Below are 24,485 nucleotides of genomic sequence, written 5' to 3'. Positions count from 1 at the left end.
TACTGAATACGCTTTACTGAAAGCCACTCAAAGCGTACAATCCGCAACGTCAAGCTTTAGCTTCCGGGTTTCTTCATCCACCCCTCGTTTCTTTTAGCAATTCCCAACGAAATTTATACCACTACTATCTATTGCTTCGCAAAATACCCTCTCTTATCTATAAGATCCTACATTCTATTAGAAGGATCTAATTTTGCACAAAAGGAAGTGCGAGCAAACGTTTTGTCCTCGCTCTTCCCGGAGGAAAATTTCCCCATTCTTGAAATTTCTGTTATATTCATTTTAAAACTACATAAAAGCCATTAGCTTAGTGTAATGGAGAGAGCATAACTGGGGTGGTTTTCTCTTGCTTTGTAAAGCATTTGCCCGGGTTTCGGCTTTTGCGTGGATCCTCCTCATTATTGCGGAGTTTTCAAATTATTCAAATTATCAATCGTCAACGTAGTGATCAAACAAACTTTATTCAGCGGGGTATTACTCTTGATTCTTGCCGGTTGTCAGGTTTACCATGACACCACATCCAGGTACAACGGATATTTTTTGGCCAAAGAAAAAATGCTGGAAGTAGAAGAAACTTTGTTTGGCCACCCACAAGATAATTTTAATGATATACTACATGTATTGGTTGAAATTGACTCCAATTATACCAAATCACAAAAGGCCGGCTTTGACTATATAATTGAAAAAGCATCGCTTCCCATTCAATGGCACCCGGTAAGCAAATGGGTGGACGACTGCTATATTTTGGTGGCAAAAGCCCGTTTGTACCAAGAAGATTATGGCAACGCGGTGTCTACTCTCCGTTATGTCAATGGCAATAGCGATGATCCATATGCCCGGCACAAAGCATTGATATGGCTGATGCGAACCTTTCTGGAACAAAAAGAGCTGAACAACTTCAAAATGGTGCAAGAAGCGATTCAGAAAGAAAAAGGGCCGTTTAGTGATGACAACCTACGGGACTATCATTTAACTATGGCTCATTATTACCGGCAAAAAGAGGATTTTGAATTACTGGCAGCTCATCTGGAATTAGCGGTCCCGTTAGTTAAACCCAAGAAGAAGCGGGCCCGGCTGCATTTTTTGCTAGGCCAAGTGTACCAACTGTTAGGTGAAGACGATGAGGCTTTTAAACATTATCACAAAACCTTAAAAAGCCACCCGAATTACGAAGTTTTTTTCCATACAAAACTCAATCAAAAAGCGGTAGAACCCCTCAAAACACCCAAAGACATTGCCAAAGCCGAAAAGTTTTACAAACGCCAACTACGGGACGAAAAGAATTGGGAATACCGGGATAAAATTTATTACGAACTGGCTTTGTTCGAATTACAAAGAGACAGTGTGGATCAAACCGTCCGTTATTTAAATGAATCGGTACAAGTAAGTACCTCCAACCCCACTCAAAAGGGCTATTCGTACTTAAAACTGGGAGAATTATATTATCAAGAACTTAAGGACTTTGAAAAAGCAGCTGCTTATTACGACAGTACCGTACAAACCTTGCCCGAAACCGTAAAAAACTATCAGGCCATCAAAGAGCGCTCTGAGATTTTGCAAGAGTTTGTCAAGCAATTGAATACCGTAAGGCAAGAAGAGCGCTTATTAATGTTGGCGGATATGCCTGTGGATAAAGTGGAACTTTTCCTGGAAAAGGAAATCGAAGCAGAAAAAGAAAACATCATCAAACAAAAGGAAAATGAGCGGCTAAGTGCCCGGAAACGTCAAAGAGTGGAGGTAGCGAGCACCATTGGCAATGCGAACAAAGAATCGTCCGGCTGGTATTTTTACAATAGCAATGCTTTGGTATACGGGCAGTCCAACTTCTTAAGGATATGGGGAAGCCGTGCCTTGGAAGATGACTGGCGGAGATCGCAAAAACCCTTGACAGCCGGTACGGAAACGTTGGAAGAAGAATTGAGCCAACCTACAGCCAGCGAACCGGAAGAAGATCTGTTTGCCTCTGTTAAATCCAAGCAGTCCAGAATGCAGGAAATCCCTACCACAATGGAAGAAATTCAGGCATCCAAATTACGCTTGCAAGAGGGACTTTACCACTTGGGAAAGATTTACAACTACCAACTCAAAGAGTATGAAAATGCCTTAGAAACTTTTGAACGCTTATATAATGAATACCCCAAAAGCGAATTTACTCCGGAATCGCTTTATATTCTGTATTTGAGATGTAAAGAGTACGAAGGCTGCGACCCGGAGAAATACAGAAAAATTATCATTGAGGAATACCCGGAGACCTTTTTTGCTAAAATACTGCAAAACCCCAATTACGTAGAGGAAACCAATATCAATGACAAAAAGGTGGAAGGAATGTATGAAAATGCCTACCGGCATTACCACAAGGGCCTTTATGAAGAAACTTCCCGCATCCTCAACGAAATCAAAGTACTGTATCCTGAAAACAGCTACATGGACAAAGTAAGCTTACTCAATGCCTTGGTATTAGGTAAAACCACCGCTTACGTGGCCGAATATTACGCAGCGCTTAACCTCTTTATTCAGAACTACCCGGAAAGTGAACTGGTACCTTTTGCCAAAAAGCTCGTAGAATCCATTTCTCAGGAAGACCTTAAAAAGGGAGCTCTTCCTTGGAGGGTCAACAAAAAGCCCTTGGAGAATGAATAATAGCCTTGCCATAATAACGATTCTTGCTTTTCAATCGTTACCGCAATTTTTTTGTTAGTGTATAAAAGATGCGTCAGGGAAAAGGTTATTTTTCAAATAGTTGTCCCGTAGTAAAGAGCGTTTGATACTGTATAAAGTGAATTATAGCATTCTCCTCTATGGCCAATGATTGAAATTGGTATAAAATTCGCCTTAGTATGCCCGGTGAATCCCTGTAATCAGGAGTGAATATTCATAGTAATCCTGTGAATTGTAGTCTGTTCTGCTCAGATTGTACTTCAGTATGATTATTTTTGTACTTTCGTGGACTCTTTAAACAAAGAGTTCCTTATACAAGTTTTTTTGTGCATGTTCGGTTTGCAGATAAACCCTGTACACAGCTCAAGGCCTGACGACAGTCCTAATAAAAGCAAATCACATGACATATGCTTACCCTAATTTGCATATAATATTGACTTTGGATTAACCGATTATAAAACATTACTAGAAACATTTTTTAACTGATCAGTTCTGATGTATTCAAAAATCACGAGGATATTGTGGATTGTGTTTGGAGCCGGGATACTAGGGTTTATTTTACTACTCGTCTCTGTCAACTACAACTGGTTTAATTTATACGGGGCCATGCCGGATTTTAAGGTCTTGGAAAACCCAAAAAGTGAGTTGGCTTCAGAAGTCTATACCGCCGATGGCGTGCTCTTGGGAAAGTACTACCGGGAGAACCGTACACCGGTTTCCTTTGAAGAGCTTTCTCCTAATTTGCTAAATGCCTTAATGGCCAGTGAAGATATCCGGTTTTACGACCACCCAGGTATCGACTTGAAAGGGATTTTTTCCATTCCTTATTATTTGTTTATCAAAGGGAAAAAACGGGGGGCCAGTACGATTACTCAACAGTTGGCCAAGATCCTTTTTAAAACCCGGAGAACCGAAGAATATGAAGGGGCATTAAGTGATGTACCGGGCTTGGGAATGGTCATTATTAAAATCAAAGAATGGATCCTGGCGATACGCCTGGAAAAAGCCTATACCAAAAGGGAAATCATTTCCATGTACCTCAACACATTTGAGTTCGGAAGTAATGCTTTTGGAATCAAAGTGGCGTCCAAAACTTTTTTCAACACCTCTCCGGACAGCCTGAACCTTCAGGAAGCGGCCACCTTAGTAGGAATGCTTCAAAACCCTTCTCGCTACAGTCCTGTGTTCTTTCCCGAAAACTCCTTGATTGTACGCAATGACGTGATAGATCAAATGGTCCGGTACAACTATTTGGAAGCAGCCGCTGCAGACTCTTTGAAACAGCTTGAGATTGATGTCAGTGAATATAGTGTGGACAGTCATAATACAGGATTGGCTACCTACTTCCGTGCCGAAATCAAAAAAGACCTGCTCAAATGGCAAAAAGAAAAAGGGATTGATATTTATGCCGATGGTCTGAAAATCTACACCACAATAGATTCCCGCATGCAGAAATATGCGGAAGAAGCAATGGAAAAGCATATGTCCTATTTACAGGAATTGTTTTTTGAACATTGGAAAGGACGCAATCCTTGGGTGGACGAACGGTTCAGGGAAATTCCCGGACTGCTTAACCGGTGGGTGAAACAATCCGAGCGTTACCGGAAGCTAAAGGCAAAATACGGAAACAACCAGGATTCCATTGACTTTGTCATGAATAAGAAAACGCCTATGAAAGTATTTTCATGGGAAGTGCCCGGCTATCGAAAAGACACTGTATTAAGCCCGATTGATTCGGTGCGTTATATGAAGCATATCCTGCATGCCGGAATGATGTCTATCGACCCGTATAACGGTCATGTGAAAGCTTGGGTAGGCGGGATCAACAACCGCTTTTTCAAATACGACCACGTAAGACAAGGATACCGCCAACCGGGATCTGTTTTCAAACCGATTATTTATACGGCAGCTATTGAAGACAAAGGATTTCACCCTTGTTTCAAGTTGGTGGATGTACCCATTGCCTTTACCTTGCCTTCAGGCAAGGTGTGGAAGCCTAAAAACTTTGGCAAGTACTCCGGAGAAACGTTCACCTTGCGACAGGCACTGGCCCAATCGAAAAACACCATTGCCGCCTACCTGATGAAAGAGCTAGGCCCACAACGAGTGGTTGATTATGCCGAAAACCGATTTGGATTTAAATATATCCGTGACAAGTACGACATGAATGCCCAACTGGAAGCAGTTCCTTCCTTATGCTTGGGGACCAGTGACGTATCGGTATTTGAGATGGTAGCCGCCTATGGAACATTTGTCAATCATGGAATTTGGACCGAACCGATTTATCTGACCCGTATTGAAGACAAAAACGGAAACGTCATACAAACCTTCGTTCCCAAAACCATTGAGGCCTTGAGTGAAGAAACCGCATACATTATGACCTATATGCTGCGAGGCTCTACCGAAGAAAAAAACGGAACCTCTCAAAGGCTTTGGAGATATGACTTTAAACAAGGCAATGAAATCGGTGGAAAAACCGGAACAACTTCCAATTACTCCGATGGATGGTACATGGGTGTCAGTAAAGATTTGGTGACCGGAGTATGGGTTGGAGGAGAGGAACGAAGCGTTCACTTCCGCAGCGGACAATACGGCCAGGGTGCCCGTTTGGCCATGCCAATCTTTTCGGAATATATGGAGAAAGTATACGCAGATAAGGACTTGGGCTATACCAAAGGGGAGTTTCCGAAACCTTCACAACCGCTTAGTATAGAATTGGACTGTAACGTATACAACCAAAAAATGATGTTAGTAAGTGATTCTACTAACAATTATGTCATTCCCAATAAAGTCCAGGACCAAGGAATTTTATAAAATAAATCCAACTAATTTTAACAGCACTGGCTCTTCGTATAAGCGAAGCCAGTGCTTTTTCTTTTTACACTAACTATTTGGCATTGCAATGACCCTACTCCCAAATTGCCGGATTCGGGTTCGTTAACAGTAAAGGTTTATATACCTAATTCAACAAATGTTTTTCCTTTAATTTTCTGTATACAATTACGCAGGGCCTATTTTTTATCACAAGAACTATATTTTTACATTAAGGAATATCAAAAAATACTTGGTTAAGTTAGAAGCATTCCTAAACTTGACAGTGAAGTGAATTAAACTTTTTCTTTTTGCTAAAAAATGTTTCAAAAACGCCTCCTCTGTGTTACTTTTTTCAACAATAGCTTTGGCTATTCTTTTCAAAAAGTGCCTTGATGAGCCGGTTTTGATTCCATCTTCGGTCAAAAACTATAAGTGGAAACCACTTCAGTACTTAATTCAATTGCATCATCAAAATCATTTTTTCATCCATGAAGAAGTTTTTCATCATCTTCGGTAGTATCATACTCGTGTTTTTTGCACTGGCCCTTATCCTTCCAGTGATTTTTAAAGACGATATCAAAGCTATTGTAGATGAACAAATCGACAAAAACATCGATGCCCATGTGTATTTCGATGCAGATAAGTTCGACATATCCCTATTTAAGCATTTCCCTCATTTAAGTGTCTCCTTAGGAGACTTTGGAATTGTAGGAAAGAATGAATTTGAAGGGGACACACTCACCAATGTGGAGGAATTCAGTGTAGCGGTAAACGTGCTCTCAGCGGTTTTCGGAGAGCAAATTGAAGTAGAACAAGTGCTCTTGGAAAACCCCTATGTCCATGTCATCGTTTTGGATAGCGGACAGGCCAATTACGATATATTCATTTCCTCGGAAGAGGAAACCAGTCCCGAAGAAGAAAGTGAAAGCAGTGCCTCCGCAAAAATCAACGGATGGGCTATTGAAAACGGGCATATCATTTATGACGACCGCTCTTTGGCTACTTACGTGGATATTCAAGGCTTGAACCACGAAGGCTCCGGTGATTTTTCGGCCAAGAACTTCGATATTTCCACCCAAAGCACCATTGACTCTCTGACGGTAGAATACGAGAACGTACAATACTTCCAAAAAAGCAGAGTCGATGCGGAGTTAGTCATCAATGCCGATTTGCCTTCCTCTACTTATACTTTCAAAGACAATTATATTAAAGTAAACGACTTCACTCTGGGCTTTGAAGGCTGGTTTAAAATGCCGGAAGAAGGTTATGAAATGGACCTTTCATTTGCTACCAAAGAAAATGATTTCAAAAACATCCTTTCATTGGTGCCCGGAGTATTCCTGGAAGGATTCGAAGACATCAAAACAGAAGGTTCTCTGGCCTTTGACGGTCAGGTAAAGGGGACCTATAGTGAAGAAAGAAACCTGATGCCCGGATATAAACTCAACCTTCAGGTAAAAGACGGAATGTTTCAATACCCCGACTTGCCCACGCCTGTCAAAAATGTACAGATAGACATGTTGGTGGATAATATGGACGGTGTGATGGAAAATATTCTTCTTGATCTTAAGAATTTACACCTGGACATCGGAAGCAATCCGGTGGAGGCAAAAGCCACAGTAAAAGGCTATCCTGATTCTGATATCCAAGCAGACATGAAAGCAACCTTGAACTTGGGAGAACTTTCATCGGCTTTCCCAATGGATGAATATGAATTAAAAGGGATTTACTCTTTATTCCTGAAAGCCAATGGGGTCTACAGTGATGCCAACAAGACAATTCCGCAGATCGATGCAAACATGTCCTTAAAAAACGGATATGTTAAATACACCGAATACCCGATTCCGATGGAAAACATGGAATTTGCCGCTAAGGTTTCTAATACCTCCGGTAAAATGAATGACACCCAAGTGCTGATTGAAAATGTCAATATGTTGGTAGACGGTGAGCCGCTTACCGGCTCCGGAAAGGTGTATAACCTTGACGACATCACCTATACCTTCGATGTCAACGGTACTTTCAATTTGGATATGATCGACAAGATCTACCCGATGGACGACATGAAGTTGGCCGGAAAAATTGTAGGGCAGGTACAGACTAGCGGCAAAATGTCGGACATCGAAGCCGAGCGCTATGACAAACTGCCTACCAGTGGGAAAATACAAGTATCAGACTTTTTGTTTGAAGGAAAAGAATATCTTGCTCACCCCTTCAAAATCAACAGCGCCAATTTGGTATTCAATCCGAAAGAAATGGTACTGCAAAATTACAATGGCAGCATTGGTAAGAGTGATATGCAACTGACAGGAAAAATTGCCAATTATATTGGTTATATGCTTTCCGAAAATGCAGTGCTTAAAGGTAACTTTGCCATGACCTCCAAGTACTTTGACACCAACGAGTGGATGGAAGAGGAAGAAGAAACCAGCTCCGCTCCTACCGAAGAAGAAACTTATGAAGTCGTACCGATTCCTAAAAACCTCGACTTTGTATTTAATGCTACCATTGATAAAGTGGATTATACCAACCTGGAGCTAAACAACCTGACGGGTAAAATCGCAATGAAAGACGGTATCATGAGCATGAGCAATGTAAAATTTGACATGTTGGGAGGGAAGTTTGCCATCAATGGAGCTTACAACACCTCTAACCCCGAAAAGCCAGGCTTTGAGTTTGACATGAATATTGAGCAGTTGTCATTCAAAAAGTCGTATGAATCGTTCAATACCATACAGGCTTTTGCTCCGGTTGCCAAAAGTATCGATGGCTTTTTCTCTTCAGGTATTAAAATCAAGGGAGCTTTAAATAAGGACTACAGCCCTATTTACGAAACCCTTACCGGTGGCGGAGATATTTTTGTTAATAACGCACAGTTAAAAGATGTCAAAATCTTAAATAAAATTAGCGATCTGACAAAAATCAAAGAACTGAACAACCCAGCCTTGAAAGATGTAATGGCGCATGTCACTTTTAAAGACGGTAAAATGCATACCAAGCCATTTGATGTAAAAATGGGCAATATCAATGCAACCGTGGGAGGAAGTACCTCCTTTGACGGAAAGTTGGACTACAATGTCAAAACCAAAGTACCGGCCAAATATTTGGGCAGTTCATTGGCATCCCAATACAGCAACCTTACCGGAAAAGATGAAGTCTTGCTAAGCTTCAATGTCGGAGGCTCGTATGACAGTCCTAAAATCGGCCGGAACAAAGGTGAAGAAAGTGAAGCAAACAAAGCACTGGAAGGAGCCAAAGAAAAAGGAAAAGAGGCTGCTAAAGATTTAGTACAAGACTTGTTGAACAAAGACAAAAAAGAGGGCGACAGCACTTCTACTACCCCCAAAGAGAAAGTAGAAGAGGCTACGGACAAACTCAAGGACCTGATAAAAAATCCTTTTAAGAAAAAGAAAGACAATTAATTCAGAGCCTGTTCTATTAAACCAAAGCGGCTTGGAGGGTTCTTCAAGCCGCTTTTCATTGTTCATCTAAAAAGATTAGTCATGGGTTTCAGACCGTACTCAGTTTGTTCTATCAACCGAATGAGAGATTGATTGTCAAGCTCCTTTCGGAAGGCATATTTTTTTATCTTTACATCTATGAGCCTGCCTGAACTTCATCCTTTGGGTCGAAAACAAATTTTAAACATGCTCCTAATTGACAATAAATACACAAACATTCTGAAAAAATAAACACTAAGAACTCAAGCACAGATATGATACACAAGATCAGAGAAGCGACAGACTATATTCAACAACAATGTTCTGCCAAACCACAATTCGGGATCATTCTGGGTACCGGATTGGGAGCCTTGGTCAAGGAAATTGACATAAAAATATCTTTACCTTACAGGGACATTCCTCACTTCCCTGTCTCTACCGTGGAATCCCACAGTGGGGAATTAATATTCGGAACGTTAGGAGGCAAAGAAGTAGTGGTAATGAAAGGACGGTTTCATTACTACGAGGGATACAATATGAAAGAGGTTACCTTTCCGGTACGGGTCATGAAACTTTTGGGTATCGAAAAGTTATTTATTTCCAATGCCGCAGGCGGGCTAAAACCCGAACATGAATTGAGTGATTTGATGATTATCAAGGATCATATCAATTTGCATTACGAAAACCCACTAACCGGTCCGAATTTAGATGAGTTTGGCATCCGCTTTCCGGACATGAGCGAACCCTATGACTTGGAGTTGGTGCAACAAGCAAAAAGTATCGCCCAAGAGTTGAAGATGACTCAGGTGAAAGAAGGCGTCTATGCCAGTGTACCGGGCCCTAACCTGGAAACTCCGGCCGAGTACCGGTACCTCAATATTATCGGGGCCGATGCAGTGGGTATGTCCACAGTTCCGGAAGTGATTGTGGCCAGACACATGAATCTTCCCGTATTTGCAATTTCTATCATCACGGACCTTTGCGCACCCGGAAAGCTGCAAAAAATCACCATTGAATCCGTATTGGCTTCAGCGGCAGCAGCCGAGCCCCATATGACCCGGCTGATTAAAGAGCTTATTCAACGACAGTAAACCAGGGGCTATTTCAAGCGTGCTACCATAATACCCGACTGGATTTTACCTAAGTATTCTGCCAGAGGTACTTGGGTAATTTCCACTTTCTTGGAGCGGGAAGAAGCATGCATAAAGTGTAAGCGGCCATTCTTTTGATAGGCAAAGCCCACATGCACAATATCCAGGTTAGGAATCGTGGTAGTAATTGCAATCAGGTCTCCACTTTGAATTTTTTCTTCCAAGGATGCAATTTCACTTTTAGGAAGGTAGTAAAAATCATGCTGATTCAACCTTTCTTCTACCTTCTGTAACTCATAGAAATACGCATCATTGGCCAATTGTTCATACTTGTCACGGTGGGCTGTCATAAAGCTAAACGTCTTTTGATACGGCTTTCCTCCTATTTCCTTTGAGATATTTTGAATAATCCCCTCCGCTTCATTATCAACCAACCACTCTGAAAAATAATGTAAACGGGAAGGATACTCCCGCATATCACCCTCTCTGTAGCGCAACTGTTCCAACCCTTTCAGAAAGGCTTCGAAAGAGTATTTCTGTTGACGAATCAAGCGGGTAAATACAAGTACATTTTCAAGGTATGTAGTACAATCCAGTCCACGAAGGTTGATCACCAAATTCTCCTTATCTCCTACTACTTCCAGCGTTTTAGCGACATAAGGTGTTCCCAAAAATACCTTCCCTACCTTTAAGACCAATTCACCATCAGGAAGTGTGTGCCATTGCTCTTTTTTAGCTTTTTGCAAAAGCCCCTCACATTTTTCCACATCGAAAGCCTCGCATACCGGTTGAGCCTGTAATATTCCTTGAAGAAAGAGGAAAGAGAAAAATAACAGAAGATTTTTTTTCATTTCAATACGTTTTGAGTCCTTTGTTCTATATTCAATCTATTCTTTGTTTCCGGTGTAAATATTCAATAACTCCTTGGCGGCAGCATACGCAGGAACGTGCCCGGAAGCCACTTTGGCCTCCACTTCCGAAAGTTTTGTTACAATGCCCGGATGTGTATAAAAACGATTTACCAGGCTTTCCTGTATCGTCTCTTTCATCCAGTACAAGTTTTGTTGGGCCCGGTTTTGTGCTATCCAGCCCTTCTCATGCATCTGTTCCCAGTACTTACAGATCAGTTCCCAAGTTTTGTCCAGATTGGTCTTTTCCAATGCCGAACAGGTCAATACCCGGGGGCTCCATCCGGAAGCGCTTCTGCGAAACAAATGCAAGGCATTCTGGTATTCCACTTTGGCTCTTTTGGCTTTTTCCAGGTTTTTGCCATCCGCTTTGGTGATGGCAATCGCATCCGCCATTTCCATAATGCCTTTTTTGATCCCTTGTAACTCATCCCCTGCCCCGGCTAACATCAACAAAAGGAAAAAGTCCACCATTCCTTTTACGGCTACTTCTGATTGCCCTACTCCCACCGTTTCAATTAATATTGTATCAAATCCGGCGGCCTCACAGAGCAACATTGCTTCCCGGGTTTTTCGCGCCACACCACCCACAGTGCTTCCCGTACTCGAAGGCCGGATATAGGCCCGGGGATCATTGGAAAGAGCTTCCATCCGGGTTTTATCACCCATAATGCTGCCTTTTGTTTTCTGACTGCTGGGATCAATCGCCAAGACGGCAATTTTTTTACCACTCTGGAGCAGGTACTGTCCGAATGTTTCGATAAATGTACTCTTCCCCACCCCCGGCACCCCGGTAATTCCTATTCGAATGGCTCTTCCGGTGAAAGGTAAGAGCTGTTCCAACACCCCTTGCGCGATTTGGATATCTGCTTCCAGGTTGCTCTCTACCAGGGTAATAGCCCGACTCAATACAAACCGGTCACCTCTTTTCACTCCTTCTACATACTCTTCCAGGGTTAATCTTCGTTTTTTAAGTTTCATTCCGGCAGTTTATTTCCTTTCCAATAACAACTATTTCCAGCTCAGTCGTTGTAAAAAAAATACCTTAGTAAAAGCAAAGGGGAAAATGCTTTTCTGTCATTTTTTGTCTGACCTGACACCCAATCTGTTTTTAGCAGACAGATAAATTTATAGTACTTTGATTTCCAATCAATTATCACCCGGTACAACTCAGGTGATATTTTTCGTTTTTCTGCTATTTACACCATGAGAAGGGTTTAATTTTTCCCTCAATGCAACAAGGATCAAATTTAAGCATGCTCTAAAGTTATTTTACAATCCAAAAAATTCAACCTAGGTGATGAAAAAATTTTTTAACTATCACATCTTCATCGGTACTGCCTTTGTGTTTGCTTTTATGGGGCTGATGGGATTCATTGGAATTCAATTTGATTTTCTTAATGTCTTCAGCAAAATTTTTGAAGATTTTAAACTGACAGATGTATACTATTCCCAAGTTCGCAAAGCTGAAGACGTTCCCTTTGAAGAAAACATTGTACTTGTCAACATTGGCGATGGTTCACTGGGAAGAAGAGGCATTGCCGATCAAATCAATATCCTTAATCAATTCGAACCTGCGGTAATCGGATTGGATGCCGAACTTTATGCACTCAAAGAGGAAGATCCCGTGGGAGATTTTATGTTGGGTGAAGCCATCAAAAATACGGAGAAGTTTGTAATGGCTAGCCGGGTGGCCAATGGCCATGAAAAAACCAAAACCTGGGATACCTTATATATGCCTCCTCCTCAGTTTGCCGAGCATGCCTACACCGGGTTTGCCAACATTGGAAACATTACCACCGCACACTTCCCTACCTGGCGGGAATTCCCGCCCAAAGAAAAAGTCAAAAAAAATCATACGGAGCTAAGCCTGGCCGTAAAAATCGCCCAGCTCTATGATTCTACAGCCACTCAAAAGTTTTTGAAAAGAAACAATGAAAAGGAGGAAATCTATTTCAAAGGAAACCTGGACAAGTACTACAAGCTAGATGTAGAAGATGTATTCCAACAAAATTTCGATCCGGCATTAATCAAAGGCAAAATTGTTTTGATGGGATATTTAGGCAGCGGTTACACGAATTACCATTTCGATGAAGACCGTTTTTATACTCCGTTAAACAATAACCTACTTGGCCGCGGAGAACCCGATATGTATGGAGTAGTTGTTCATGCCAATATCATTTCCATGATTCTGGAAGGTAATTATATCACGCCAATGTCCAAGCCTCTAAGTTACCTTTTTGCCTTGATTGTCTGCATTTTGAATGTTGCCTTATTTTCCTATTTGATGTTAAGTGAAAAATGGGGCCCCTGGTACAATGCTATTTCTAAATTTATTCAGTTATTTGAAGCCTTGTTTTTCTATACCTTAAACATCTTTTTATTTGCCTGGTTTAAGTACCAGGCCGACATTACCCTCGCTTTGGTGGTCTTTGCTTTGGCAGGTGACCTTACGGAAATGTATAATGATATTCTATTGCCAACATTTAATAAATTGAAAAAATCGCTACGTAAAAAAGAAATTGTTTTAGAAAATTCCTAACCAAATAATACTATGAACGCTAAACAATTTACCCCTCTTATGATCCTACTCTGCACTTTGCTCAGCCTTCATGCAAGTGCCCAAAGTTATGCTTTTAAAGTTTTAGGGAGCAAGGGTGAAGTTACGGCAAACGGCACCCCTTTGAAAGTTGGAAGCACCCTAAGCAGCTCGCAAACGATAAAAATTGCCGGAACCGCGTACTTAGGCCTTGCGCACAATAGTGGCAAAACCTTGGAAATTACACAAGCTGGCACATACAAAGTCAGCGAACTACAGAAAAAAGTAACCTCGGGCAACAGTAGTTTGGCCGGTCAGTACGCAAAGCTGGTCATCAACGAGCTCACCAATGCAAAGGCCAAAAACAACCGTTTTAACCAACGGGTAAAAACAGGTTCGGTCACCCGGGCTACATTAACCGAATCGCCTGTGCAGATGATGCTTCCTGAATCCATCAAAGCACTTGACGGCAACATCACACTTAAGTGGTACTTGAAAGAAGAAGCGGATACTTCCGAAACCGTACGTTATAAAATCACGGTAAAAAACATCTTTAGAGACGTGCTATTGGAAGCCGAAACCGAACAGTCCCAATTTAACCTTGACTTACAAGATGGCGAGTTGAAGGGAAACAAAGCACTTTTATATACGGTAACAGTGGTGGGCAATGAAAAGTTAAGCTCGGACGATCATGTCATCAAACGCCTGAGCAATAAAGAAAAAGCGGAAATTGACGAGGCTTTAAAAGCCTTTCCGGATGATGAATCAGCTATAGGACAATTGATATTGGGAACTTACTTTGAGGACAAAGAATTATATGCCAATTCCATTTATGTATTTGAAAAGGCCATTGCCACTTCCGGGATTGAAGAGTTTAAATCCTATTACCAAGCTTTTTTGGATAGAAACTATTTAAGTAAAAAATCCAGAGAACAACTGGCCCAAAAGTTTTAACATCTCATAAAACTAATCATCTCTAAAAAGCCCTACTCGATGTTGTGATGACGAGTGGGGCTTTTTTTGAGCGCCTTGCCAAAAACACTGATCAACCCCCAAACCGATATTACGATCAACACCACCGTTAACACTTGAAAATAAAGATACTCTTCCTCCTGTTTGTAGGATGAAAAAAACTCCTTGGTTTGAATACCTACCCAGATTGCCAACAAGGTACGGGGTAGCATCCCCATCATACCTCCTAACAAAAATGTTCGGAGTCTTGCACCAGCCATAGACAACACAAAACTGGTAACGGCAAAAGGTAAAACAGGAGAAAGCCGTGCTAATACGATAATTTTTAACTGTTCGGCCTCTAACCGGGCAATTACTTCCTCTGCTTCTTTAATTTTCATCAAACTTTGAAAAAACCTTCCGTGGTCAAGCCATTTTGCTAAAAAATACCCGATGACCAAGGCTAAACAGTATGCAGGTACCACCGTAAAAACAGCTTGCCAGGCAATCAAATACCCACTCAGTATTGCAACAAATGTGGTAGGCGTCAATGCAAAAGCCATTGTAAAAGCCGTCATTAGGGCAAAGCCCAACCAATACCCCCAATGATAATTATTCACTTGACTTTCATTCACCAAGGCGAGCGTACCTATCGTTGAGCTTACTATCAAGGGCATAATTGCCAATAGTAACAGAACAGATGTGGATACCCGGTTTTCTTTAAGTATCTGAATAATTATTTTCATATAATAGAATTCAATATGAGTTGCCAAAGGTAGAAGGTAAAACGGAGGCTCAAGGCATCTTCAACGGTATTTTGACAAATTCTTAATTGCTGAAAAATGAGCTGTGGTGTTCCGGTCAAGAATAACTACTTTTACAGCAGAGAGTTATAGCCTATTATTTGCTATTAATTGTGAGTAACTAGGCAAATGACCAGCAGGCTTATTGGCCTTGCTGTTCTTAGCCTAACCGTTTTTAAAATAAAATTAAACTAACTTTTTTATGAAATTTAACCTTCTATTCGCTGCGCTTTTGCTATGGAGCGCCTTTGCTCATGCTACTGAAGATGAGGACAATGCTACGAGTCCTTCGGCAAGGGTAGAATTGCAACAACAGTCTGTACAAGAAGAAAATGTAAACATCACTCCTGCTCCTGCTACCAGCCAAGTAAAAGAAGCTCCTAAATCGTTCCGTTCGGCTTTGGAAGAAGCGATTGAGGAATTACCGGCTAAAAAACAAGAAAAAGCAAAGCGAAAGCTTGAGCGGATGTCGGATAAAAAATTAGCTAAAATCGAAAAGAAAATCATCACCCGGATTGAAAAACAACAAAGCAACCCATCTTTTGAAGATGTGGTGGTACTAACCGGGGGAATTGTCGCGATTTTAGGTTTGATCACCGTATTATTTTCTCCCATTGGAGGATTGATCGCCATCGCCATTGGTCTGGCAGCCTTCTTTATCGGTAGATACTATGGAGGAGATTACCGCAACGTATTTAATTAAATCATTTACAGTTGTATTCTTTGCCCCCGCCTTGAATGACCTTTCAGGCGGGGGTTTTTCATTTATTCTCCTTTCAAATGTTGTAATAAAATTTGATACACCTGAGTTGCTTCAATCGTATTTTCGGGGAGCAAGCCTTTATTCTTACTCATGATCAACGGGCGGTCTTGTTCTTCTTCCGTCAACCTGCCATGCGAACCTTTGACCAAGGTTGCATCCAACGGAATAATATCCAACAGTGTCCTGAAACCCAGCTTTTTCTTGATCAGCTTCCAGCCTACTTTGACCATCGGCATCGCAATGTTGGGATCGACAAACATTTCCACAGGATCGTACCCCGGTTTGCGGTGAATGTCCACAGTCCGGGCAAAATCTGGGGCCTTTTGCTCATCCAACCAATAATAATAGGTAAACCAAGAGTTTTTATCGGCAACTACCACTAAATCGCCAGCCCTATCATGGCCTATATGGTACTGCTTCTTGCCATCCTCATCCAACACCAATTCGATTCCCGGAGTATTTTCCAACAAGGATTTTAGATTCGGAAGCGCTTCCTTTTCATTTACATATACATGAGCAATTTGGTGATCGGCCATAGCAAAGGCTTTACTCATCCCCGCATCCAATAACTCCAAACCCAATTCTTCCTTCACCGTGATGTATCCATGCTTTCGCAAAATTTGATTGATATGTACGGGGTGATCCACATTGGTAATTCCATATTCGGAAAGTAGCACTACTTGCGCCCCTTGCTTTTCAAAGTACTCAATCAGATCTTGACAAACTCCGTCAATTTCCTGTAAGTCCTTTTTCAAAACCGAAAAGTCTTGACCATATCGCTGTACATTGTAATCCAGATGAGGCAAATAAATTAAAGTGAGAGTCGGATCGTGCCAGTCATTAACCTTTTTAGAGGCTTCGGCAATCCATTGGCTGGAGCGAATGCTTGTCCTTGGTCCCCAGAACTCAAACAAAGGAAACGTACCTAACTCTTGATTAAGGCGATCCCGCAAATCCATCGGTTGTGAATACACATCGGGCAGTTTTCGTCCGTCGGCTGGGTACATAGGCCGGGGGGTCACTGCAAAATCTACGGAAGAGTACATATTATACCACCAAAACATATTGGCGCAAGTGAAGTTAGGGTCCAACTGTCGGGCAACTTCCCAAATTTTTTCCGCCTGCACCAGCTTATTGGATTGTCGCCAAAGTTTGACTTCACATTCCTCTTTAAAGTACCAACCATTGGCCACGATACCATGCTCTTCAGGCCACTTGCCCGTAAGGTAGGTAGCTTGCGCGGCACAAGTAACCGCAGGTAGTACAGGTGCTATAGACGTATATTTACCGGACTTTAACCATTGCGAAAGGAAAGGAGTGTGCTCTCCCAACAGCCCGGGAGTAAGGCCCACTACATCTATGACTACTGTTTTTTTCAACATTATTTACTAGGTTTAATCGTGTACGTTTGTATTTCCCTTGGCAAGCATTTTTATTCTTGTTCTATTCGCTCCTTCACCCAGTTCAATTCCCGGGCAATAGACTCCCCCAAGGGCAAGCGGATATCTTCAGGTAATACTTCCCAGGTATAGGTTTCCACTTCCAAGTGTTCTGTATAAGCCTTTTCTTTCAACAAATTCACTACTTTCACAATATCTGCTTGTGTAGATTTCAACCATTGGTAAGCTTCTACAAAGAGTGGAACGTGAAAATGTGTCCGCCACTCTACCGCCGGAGACGATTCGAGGCTTTCCAAAGCTTCTGGCAAATCACTAAAATTGGTTAACGAGCCATCCTGATTACGGGCAATCACCTGGTGTAAATAAGTGGATTCCACAAAGGGTAAAAACTCCTTGTGTATTTTACTTCTGCTAATAGGTTCTTCCGGAATATCAGCCTTTAATGCTGCACTGATTTGGATTTTCCCAATTTGAATTCCTGCATTTTCGAATGCTTGAAATACCTGACCGGGCTCTTCGTATTCCACCGCAAAATGGCATACATCATAGCATATTTGCACATACTTTTTGATCAGTGCTTCCACTTGACCGGAGTCTACCCCTATTCGTTCAGGTAATACCTGCTTTGCAAATGGGTATAAATACGTCTGATAATAATCCAGTACTTCTTGGGTATTTTCCAACAACCCATCCGGTTCCGGCTCTATATCCAAATGCATAAATTTGCCGGTTTCCTGTTCCAGTTGATATAAATGTTCTACTACTTGCAAGAGATTCCGGGTAGCCAACTCAAAACCTTGTTTTCTATCGGCAGCTTTGGTAAGCCATAATTTATACGAAAGTGGCGAGGTAGAAATTCCGCCTGTTTGCCCTTCGGGAAGTAAGGCTGCCAAAATGGAAAACAATCGTTTCGTATAGTTGACCCGTTCGAGGGTAGTCCAGTCAGGTTGGTGAACAGTATCTTTTACCCGTTGATGATGAAAGCCCCCATAAGGAAAGCCATTCATGGTAAAAACATACATGCCCTGGCTTTCCAACCAACGTTGAAAAGTAGCCAAGTGATCTTTTTCCAAAATTTCTTCAGAGGCTTTGTGGGATAACCGCAAGCCCACCCCCATACGCTGTCCGGGTTGAGTCGCTTTTGCCTTTACTTCCGGTAAATATTTCTTTAAAGAAGCAAAAACCTCATCCCAAGTTTCCCCCGGATGAATATTCGTGCAGTACGTTAAATGATACGGAGATTGAGAAAGTAGCATAGCTTACAATATTTTTTTCATTTCAAGCTAATTTACATATCTACCGGTAAAATGCAGAAAGCCCGTCTGGATTCTCTCTGGGAAATGTCTGAAAATAACAACACCCCAAAGGAACATCAAACTTCCTTTGGGGTGTTTTCCATTTTACTATGTTGGCATATAAATCAATTCTTTTTCCCTAACCTTACCCGGGTTACAAGGTATAGAGTTTTTACGGATGAGTCTAACTCTACATAGTCAACCATACCATTAGAGTTTTCATACCTAAATTCCACCCCGAGACGATTGCCCTCCAAACCAAATCCAACGACCCATGCTTGTTCAAAGCTTCTGAAATCTTTGATGGCAGGACTATTATATACTTGTTTAGTACTATAAGTTACATTTTCTTTAACTAAAGTATTGTCATCTTTTAGGGCATAAGCACCCGAAACCCCTCCTATAATAAAGGGGGTGAATCCCTCTGGTTTTAATCGTAATTTAACCAGTGCATTCAATTTTAAATATAATAAATCAAAGGAATAATTATAGTTAGTATGATTTTCTTCATTATAGATTTGATCCTTATAAAAACCTTCGGTTGAGTAGGAACGAAGAAGTAATTCGGGGTAGATAGCCAAACGTTGTTTAGTTCTGGGAATGTAAAAGTTCAACCCTATCCCGGCTACCCATGAGTAATTTTGATCAAAATCAGCTTTTTCAATTTTATTTGAGCTTTTCCCTTCAAAGCTCAATTCTGTTGAGGTTAACCCTGCATTTAGCCAAATTTGAGGTTTTAACTTTTGCTTTTGAAAAGTATAAGCATTTTGTGACTCTTTATTACCACATTGATTATATTTTTCAACTAATTTAGTTATTGCCCCTTTTTTGTATGGTAGCCGATTGATAGTAGCCATTGAAATATCCTTACAGTCAATCGTTAAAGCAGTAAGTTGGTTACGGTATTTACTAATGGTAGCAATATTTTTTTGTCCATCGCTTGGGTCACTGTTATAATATTTTTTCAAAATCAATTCGGTGGGCTTGCTGCTTTCTTCTACTTTAGAAGCAAAAAGATGTTCCTTCCCTTCTTTATCTTTCAAATAATATAAGTTCACTTTTCCTAAAGCAAGAACTTGTAAAAAGACGGTGTCTAATTGATAGTCTAATTCAGGAGAAAAAGAATAAGGAATACGATATGGTGAAGTCTCCACTTCCACAATGGCTCTTTCATATACTTCGGAAAAACCGTCTGAGCGGAACACTTTAAAACCTTTCGCAGTGGTAAGGTCATACTTGGTTTTTACTCCGTTACTCGTTTGAAAAGTAAACTTTTCAGGGTTTTGATCCCAGTTTTTGTAATCAATTTGCCCTTGAATACTGTCCCCATTTATAGTGTAAACAACCCCTTTTTCCAGTTTTTTTTGTGCCAAACTGGTAAGCGAAATACCTAGGAGGACTAAAATAATTGTAGATAACTTGGTCATATAGTAAGTAAATTAAAAATCTGATATGCTCACAACAACAATATTTTTTTGAGGACTCAAAATTACATCATCCGAGAATAATACCTATAAAAAAGGAATACAGAATCATTCAAAAAAGCAAAAAGACTCCTGAGTCTAACCCAGGAGTCTTTTATTACTTGAACTTCTTTTTGCAAATCAGTCTTTTTTCCCTAACCTTACCCGGGTTACAAGGTATAGAGTTTTTACGGATGAGTCTAATTCCGCATAGTTTTCCATACCATTTGAGCTTTCATATCTCAACTCTAACCCAAAGCGGTCACTTTCAGCCCCGATGCCAACTACCCAGCCTTGATCAAACGTTCGAAAATCTTTGATGGCAGGCCTTTCATATTCATAGGTAGTAGAATAAGTTACACTTTTTCTCACCATAGTATTCTTGTCCTTGAGAGCATGGGCACCGGAAAACCCTCCTACAAGAAATGGCGAAAAACCTTGAGGCTTCAAACGCAACTTTACTAAGGCATTTAGTTTTAAATACAAAAGGTCAAATGAGTAATTATATTGATCATATGCTGCCTCATTGATTGTATTGGTATAATTACCTTCTATAGAGTAAGAGCGAATAAGCAACTCCGGATAAAAAGAAATTCGCTGTTTGGTTCTGGGAATAAACACATTGAGTCCTATACCCGCAACCCAAGAATACGCCTGTCCGAAATCTGCTTTTTCAATCTTGTTGGAGCTCCTCCCTTCAAAATTCAACTTGGTAGAAGTAAACCCGGCATTTAACCAAATTTGGGTCTTTAATTTTTGCTTCTGAAAAGTATACGTCTTTGGCACTTCGGCATCATCACTATGATTATATTTTTCCACCAGTTTGGTGATTGGCTCAATCTTGTATGGTAGGCGATTGATTGAACTTGCCAATGATTTCTTACTATCAATGGTCAAGGCCGTCAATTGATTGCGGTATTTAGTGAAAGCAGCGACCTTTCTTCGTTTATCAATGGGGTCAATGATGTAATAATTTTTCAAAACTAATTCAATAATCCCTTCTGTTTCCCCTTCTTTATGAATATAAAAATGTTCTTTCCCTATTTTATCTTTCAAATAATACAAATCCAATTTCCCCCGGGACAATACCCTTAAAAACACCGTATCCAATTTAAATTCCAATTGGGCTGAAGAAGCCAATGGAAAACGGTAAGGAGAGGATTCTACTTCTACAATTGCTCTTTCATAGATTTCGGGAAAACCGTCTGAACGGGTTACCTTAAACCCTTTCGCAGTATTGAGATCATACTGGGTCTTTACTCCGTTGCTTGCCTGAAAAGTAAACTTCTCAGGGTTTTGATCCCAATTTTTGTAATCAATCTGCCCATTAATGCTGTCCCCGTCCATAGTGTAAAGTACACCTTGTTCCAGTTGCTTCTGAGCCAGACAGGGTAGTGAAATAACTAAGAGAATTAAAATACTTGTAAATAGTTTGGTCATAAGATTTCACAAAAAATTAAAATAATATAAATGATAATATGTAAAAAAGGCTGCAAACATAAAGAGTTCATCGACTTGTTCCAAACTCTGAAAAGAACATAAAAACACACTTTGGCAAGTGGTTATTATTATAAAAAATGCTTGCCTTTGTCCTATTCTTTAAATCCTTTCGGAAATAGGGCTTTTCCTCCTAACTTTATAGCATGCATTTTATTTTTCCCCTGATTGCTTTCGGAAAGGATACAAATTTGCTATGATTGATTTTTTGAATGAACAACACCCGTAATCGAAACTTATATGCAAGTAAAAAAGCGCTTCCTATTACCAGTGGTCGTTTTACTTTTTCTTTTTTCTTGTAAAACTTCCCAAAAAAGTACCAACGAACCCAAACCTTCTATTGACATTACTTCTGAAGGGGGTGTCCCGGTAGACCCTTATGCCCCTTCTATCATTGAAGAAGAGGAAGAGGCCCCTCCTACATGGGTATGGGAACCCGGAGAATACAACCCGGAATATACACGGCTTTTTCGATTACTCAACACAAAATTGGAAGTCCGGTTTGATTGGGAGAAACAGCACCTTTTGGGAAAAGCAACGTTAAGTATGCAACCTTACTTTTACCCTCAAAAAAAGGTAGTGTTGGACGCCAAAGGTTTTGACATCCACCGGGTAGCTTTGGTACACTTACAAGACACTACCGAATTAGCCTATGAATACGACAGTCTACAACTGAGCATCCGGTTGGACAAAGAATACCAACAAAACGAAAAGCTTCATGTATATATCGACTATACTGCCAAACCCAACGAATTAAAAGAAGGGGGCAGTGCAGCCATCACCTCAGACAAAGGCCTGTACTTTATCAATCCTACGGGCAAGGAAAAAAATAAGCCACAACAGATTTGGACCCAAGGAGAGACAGAAGCAAACTCCAAATGGTTTCCTACGTTTGACGCACCGAATGTCAAATCGGCCCAAGAGATGTATATCACTGTGGACAAGAAATTCACCACGTTGTCCAATGGCCGGTTAGTTTCTCAAAAACACAATCATGACGGCACTCGCACGGATTACTGGAAGCAAGAAAAGGTACATGCTCCCTATCTATTTATGATGACCGTAGGCGAATTTGCCAAAGTACAAGACCAATGGAAAGGTATTGATGTAGACTATTATGTAGAGCCGGAATACCAACGATACGCCAAGGATGTTTTTGGCAATACTCCTGAAATGATGGAATTTTTCTCCACCCTGTTTGATTACCCTTACCCTTGGGATAAGTACGCTCAGATAGTGGTGCGGGATTATGTATCCGGAGCCATGGAAAATACCTCTGCATCTATTTTTATGGAAGAACTGCAAGTTGATGATCGCTATTTGCTAGACGAAAGTTGGGACTATATCATTGCCCATGAGCTAATACACCATTGGTTCGGTGATTTGGTAACTTGTGAATCCTGGGCCAATTTACCCCTTAACGAATCCTTTGCCAACTATGGAGAGTACCTGTGGATGGAGCATAAATTAGGGGAAGAAGAGGCGGATTTGCATCGTGTGAGTGAACTAGAACAATACTTGTTTGAATCTCAGTCCAAACGTGTTCCTTTAATCCGCTATCACCATCATGATAAAGAAAACATGTTTGATTCTCACTCTTATGCCAAAGGAGGGTTAATCTTACACTATTTAAGATCTGTGGTGGGAGATGAGGCTTTCTTTAAAGCTTTACAGGTCTATCTCAAACAACATGAGTACGGCACTGCCGAAGTACATGAACTGCGTTTGGCTTTTGAGCAAGTAACCGGGCAGGATTTGAATTGGTTTTTCAACCAATGGTTTCTAGCTTCCGGTCACCCTGAATTGATGGTAAAAGACGAATTTAGCGAAGGGGAAGTAACCTTAAGTGTCCGCCAATTACAAGATCCTCAATATACGCCTATTTACACGTTACCGGTAACGGTAGCCATCTGGGTAAACGGTCAAAAAACCGAACATCAAATCACCGTTACCAAAAAAGAACAATCGTTTACCTTTCCGGTACATCAAAAGCCTGACTTGGTATTGTTTGATGCCCAAACCGTCATTCCCGGAAAGATTGATTATATCCGCTCCACAGAGTCCTTTGTTTTTCAGTACAAACATGCCGAAAAAATCCTTGCCCGTAGAGAGGCCTTATTAGAACTACGAAGTGGTGTACCCGATGAAGCTAATGTAGTAGAAACCTATGTACAAGCCCTCAACGATCCCTTTTGGGACTTACGACAAATTGCAGTAGATGCTTTCAAAAACTACCAAGGTGCGCGCAAAGAAGAGGTTGAAAACAAATTAAGGAAATTAGCCTTGGAAGACCCTAATTCTTTGGTCCGGGCCAGTGCTGTCATGGTACTTAGTTCTTATGAAAATCAATTCGATATTTTCCATCAAGCTATGCAACAAGACAGCTCTTATACGGTACTAAGCAATGCTATTTTCGCTTATATAGATAATAACGGACCAAACATTCCCGAAACACTGGCTCAATTCGAGCCCTATAATGATCTGTTGGTCACCATTTCCATCGCCAACTATTATGCAGATCAGGGAACACCTGGGAAATATGATTGGTTTGTCGAAAAGCTTAATCATCTTTCGGGTAACCGCCTACAAATACTTTTAAACTACTTTGGGGCATATATTATCGAAAGACCCGAAGAAGAACAAAGAAAAGCGGTAGAATTGCTGTTTGAATACCTGAATGACAGCAGTAGTAATTTGCGTACGATTACCTATCAACTGTTAATCATTTTAAGTGAACTGGAAGGGGTACAAGAGCGGGTAAAAGCAGCCATAGATCAAGAAAAAGACCCTAAAGTTTTAGAAAACTTGAGAAGGTTAGGGGAAATAACAGATTAAAGATTTCTTTTGTTATCTGAAAAATAACCGG

15 protein-coding genes are annotated in these 24,485 nt (G+C 40.9%); 8 read left to right on the top strand and 7 right to left on the bottom strand.

What is annotated here, in order from left to right; genetic code table 11:
* Nucleotides 1-444: 444 nt before the first annotated feature.
* The 4 genes from porW to AAG747_RS01200 all read left to right on the top strand — a co-directional run bounded on the left by porW (nucleotide 445) and on the right by AAG747_RS01200 (nucleotide 10,000).
* Nucleotides 445-2,640 (top strand): type IX secretion system periplasmic lipoprotein PorW/SprE, encoded by a 2,196-nt coding sequence (porW, locus tag AAG747_RS01215; protein WP_346819292.1) that lies wholly within the window; start codon nucleotides 445-447, stop codon nucleotides 2,638-2,640.
* A 513-nt stretch (nucleotides 2,641-3,153) separates the two neighbouring features.
* Nucleotides 3,154-5,472, top strand: coding sequence for a penicillin-binding protein 1A (locus tag AAG747_RS01210; protein ID WP_346819291.1), 2,319 nt, complete (start codon nucleotides 3,154-3,156; stop codon nucleotides 5,470-5,472).
* Between the two features lie 488 nt (nucleotides 5,473-5,960).
* Nucleotides 5,961-8,891, top strand: a complete 2,931-nt coding sequence (locus AAG747_RS01205; protein ID WP_346819290.1) for an AsmA family protein — start codon at nucleotides 5,961-5,963, stop codon at nucleotides 8,889-8,891.
* Nucleotides 8,892-9,184: 293 nt separating this feature from the next.
* Nucleotides 9,185-10,000, top strand: a complete 816-nt coding sequence (locus AAG747_RS01200; RefSeq protein WP_346819289.1) for a purine-nucleoside phosphorylase — start codon at nucleotides 9,185-9,187, stop codon at nucleotides 9,998-10,000.
* Between the two features lie 8 nt (nucleotides 10,001-10,008).
* On the opposite strand, the gene AAG747_RS01195 is transcribed toward AAG747_RS01200, so the two are convergent.
* Together AAG747_RS01195 and meaB are read right to left on the bottom strand one after the other, a co-directional pair.
* A complete protein-coding gene (locus tag AAG747_RS01195; protein WP_346819288.1) occupies nucleotides 10,009-10,851 on the bottom strand; it encodes an N-acetylmuramoyl-L-alanine amidase-like domain-containing protein in 843 nt (280 codons plus the stop codon).
* A gap of 36 nt (nucleotides 10,852-10,887) precedes the next feature.
* Nucleotides 10,888-11,889: a methylmalonyl Co-A mutase-associated GTPase MeaB gene (meaB, locus tag AAG747_RS01190; protein WP_346819287.1), complete on the bottom strand. Its 1,002-nt coding sequence runs from the start codon at nucleotides 11,887-11,889 to the stop codon at nucleotides 10,888-10,890.
* A gap of 319 nt (nucleotides 11,890-12,208) precedes the next feature.
* On the opposite strand from meaB, the gene AAG747_RS01185 reads away from it, so the two are divergent.
* Both AAG747_RS01185 and AAG747_RS01180 read left to right on the top strand, forming a co-directional pair.
* Nucleotides 12,209-13,450: a CHASE2 domain-containing protein gene (locus AAG747_RS01185; protein ID WP_346819286.1), complete on the top strand. Its 1,242-nt coding sequence runs from the start codon at nucleotides 12,209-12,211 to the stop codon at nucleotides 13,448-13,450.
* 12 nt (nucleotides 13,451-13,462) lie between these two features.
* The gene (locus AAG747_RS01180; RefSeq protein WP_346819285.1) at nucleotides 13,463-14,401 is read left to right on the top strand and encodes a hypothetical protein; all 939 of its coding nucleotides are present in this window, start codon (nucleotides 13,463-13,465) and stop codon (nucleotides 14,399-14,401) included.
* A gap of 32 nt (nucleotides 14,402-14,433) precedes the next feature.
* On the opposite strand, the gene AAG747_RS01175 is transcribed toward AAG747_RS01180, so the two are convergent.
* Nucleotides 14,434-15,144, bottom strand: a complete 711-nt coding sequence (locus AAG747_RS01175; protein WP_346819284.1) for a TVP38/TMEM64 family protein — start codon at nucleotides 15,142-15,144, stop codon at nucleotides 14,434-14,436.
* A gap of 259 nt (nucleotides 15,145-15,403) precedes the next feature.
* Between AAG747_RS01175 and AAG747_RS01170 the strand changes: the two genes are divergently transcribed.
* Nucleotides 15,404-15,904, top strand: a complete 501-nt coding sequence (locus tag AAG747_RS01170; RefSeq protein WP_346819283.1) for a hypothetical protein — start codon at nucleotides 15,404-15,406, stop codon at nucleotides 15,902-15,904.
* Nucleotides 15,905-15,966: 62 nt separating this feature from the next.
* Here the strand turns inward: AAG747_RS01170 and AAG747_RS01165 are convergent, their stop codons facing one another.
* The 4 genes from AAG747_RS01165 to AAG747_RS01150 form a co-directional block, all read right to left on the bottom strand.
* Nucleotides 15,967-17,343 carry an alkaline phosphatase family protein gene (locus AAG747_RS01165; protein ID WP_346819735.1) on the bottom strand — a complete coding sequence of 459 codons (1,377 nt, stop codon included), beginning with the start codon at nucleotides 17,341-17,343 and terminating at the stop codon, nucleotides 15,967-15,969.
* 53 nt (nucleotides 17,344-17,396) lie between these two features.
* Nucleotides 17,397-18,620, bottom strand: coding sequence for a metabolite traffic protein EboE (eboE, locus tag AAG747_RS01160; RefSeq protein ID WP_346819282.1), 1,224 nt, complete (start codon nucleotides 18,618-18,620; stop codon nucleotides 17,397-17,399).
* A gap of 164 nt (nucleotides 18,621-18,784) precedes the next feature.
* On the bottom strand, nucleotides 18,785-20,086 hold the full coding sequence (locus tag AAG747_RS01155; protein ID WP_346819281.1) for a porin family protein: 1,302 nt from the start codon (nucleotides 20,084-20,086) through the stop codon (nucleotides 18,785-18,787).
* A 177-nt stretch (nucleotides 20,087-20,263) separates the two neighbouring features.
* Nucleotides 20,264-21,562 carry a porin family protein gene (locus tag AAG747_RS01150; RefSeq protein ID WP_346819280.1) on the bottom strand — a complete coding sequence of 433 codons (1,299 nt, stop codon included), beginning with the start codon at nucleotides 21,560-21,562 and terminating at the stop codon, nucleotides 20,264-20,266.
* A gap of 297 nt (nucleotides 21,563-21,859) precedes the next feature.
* Here AAG747_RS01150 and AAG747_RS01145 point away from each other — a divergent pair, with 297 nt between their 5' ends.
* A complete protein-coding gene (locus tag AAG747_RS01145; RefSeq protein ID WP_346819279.1) occupies nucleotides 21,860-24,454 on the top strand; it encodes a M1 family metallopeptidase in 2,595 nt (864 codons plus the stop codon).
* The last annotated feature ends 31 nt before the right edge of the window (nucleotides 24,455-24,485 follow it).

This window comes from Rapidithrix thailandica, from assembly GCF_039710355.1.
Classification (GTDB): domain Bacteria; phylum Bacteroidota; class Bacteroidia; order Cytophagales; family Flammeovirgaceae; genus Rapidithrix; species Rapidithrix thailandica.
The sequence above is the reverse complement of the archived record's forward strand: the minus strand, read 5'-3'. Positions and strand labels throughout refer to the sequence as shown.

Excerpts from the sequence above, each read along its gene's own strand:
- AAG747_RS01210 (WP_346819291.1), top strand. The coding sequence starts at position 3,154 with ATGTATTCAAAAATCACGAGGATATTGTGGATTGTGTTTGGAGCCGGG.
- AAG747_RS01205 (WP_346819290.1), top strand. The coding sequence starts at position 5,961 with ATGAAGAAGTTTTTCATCATCTTCGGTAGTATCATACTCGTGTTTTTT.
- AAG747_RS01200 (WP_346819289.1), top strand. The coding sequence starts at position 9,185 with ATGATACACAAGATCAGAGAAGCGACAGACTATATTCAACAACAATGT.
- AAG747_RS01195 (WP_346819288.1), bottom strand. The coding sequence starts at position 10,851 with ATGAAAAAAAATCTTCTGTTATTTTTCTCTTTCCTCTTTCTTCAAGGA.
- meaB (WP_346819287.1), bottom strand. The coding sequence starts at position 11,889 with ATGAAACTTAAAAAACGAAGATTAACCCTGGAAGAGTATGTAGAAGGA.
- AAG747_RS01185 (WP_346819286.1), top strand. The coding sequence starts at position 12,209 with ATGAAAAAATTTTTTAACTATCACATCTTCATCGGTACTGCCTTTGTG.
- AAG747_RS01180 (WP_346819285.1), top strand. The coding sequence starts at position 13,463 with ATGAACGCTAAACAATTTACCCCTCTTATGATCCTACTCTGCACTTTG.
- AAG747_RS01175 (WP_346819284.1), bottom strand. The coding sequence starts at position 15,144 with ATGAAAATAATTATTCAGATACTTAAAGAAAACCGGGTATCCACATCT.
- AAG747_RS01170 (WP_346819283.1), top strand. The coding sequence starts at position 15,404 with ATGAAATTTAACCTTCTATTCGCTGCGCTTTTGCTATGGAGCGCCTTT.
- eboE (WP_346819282.1), bottom strand. The coding sequence starts at position 18,620 with ATGCTACTTTCTCAATCTCCGTATCATTTAACGTACTGCACGAATATT.
- AAG747_RS01155 (WP_346819281.1), bottom strand. The coding sequence starts at position 20,086 with ATGACCAAGTTATCTACAATTATTTTAGTCCTCCTAGGTATTTCGCTT.
- AAG747_RS01150 (WP_346819280.1), bottom strand. The coding sequence starts at position 21,562 with ATGACCAAACTATTTACAAGTATTTTAATTCTCTTAGTTATTTCACTA.
- AAG747_RS01145 (WP_346819279.1), top strand. The coding sequence starts at position 21,860 with ATGCAAGTAAAAAAGCGCTTCCTATTACCAGTGGTCGTTTTACTTTTT.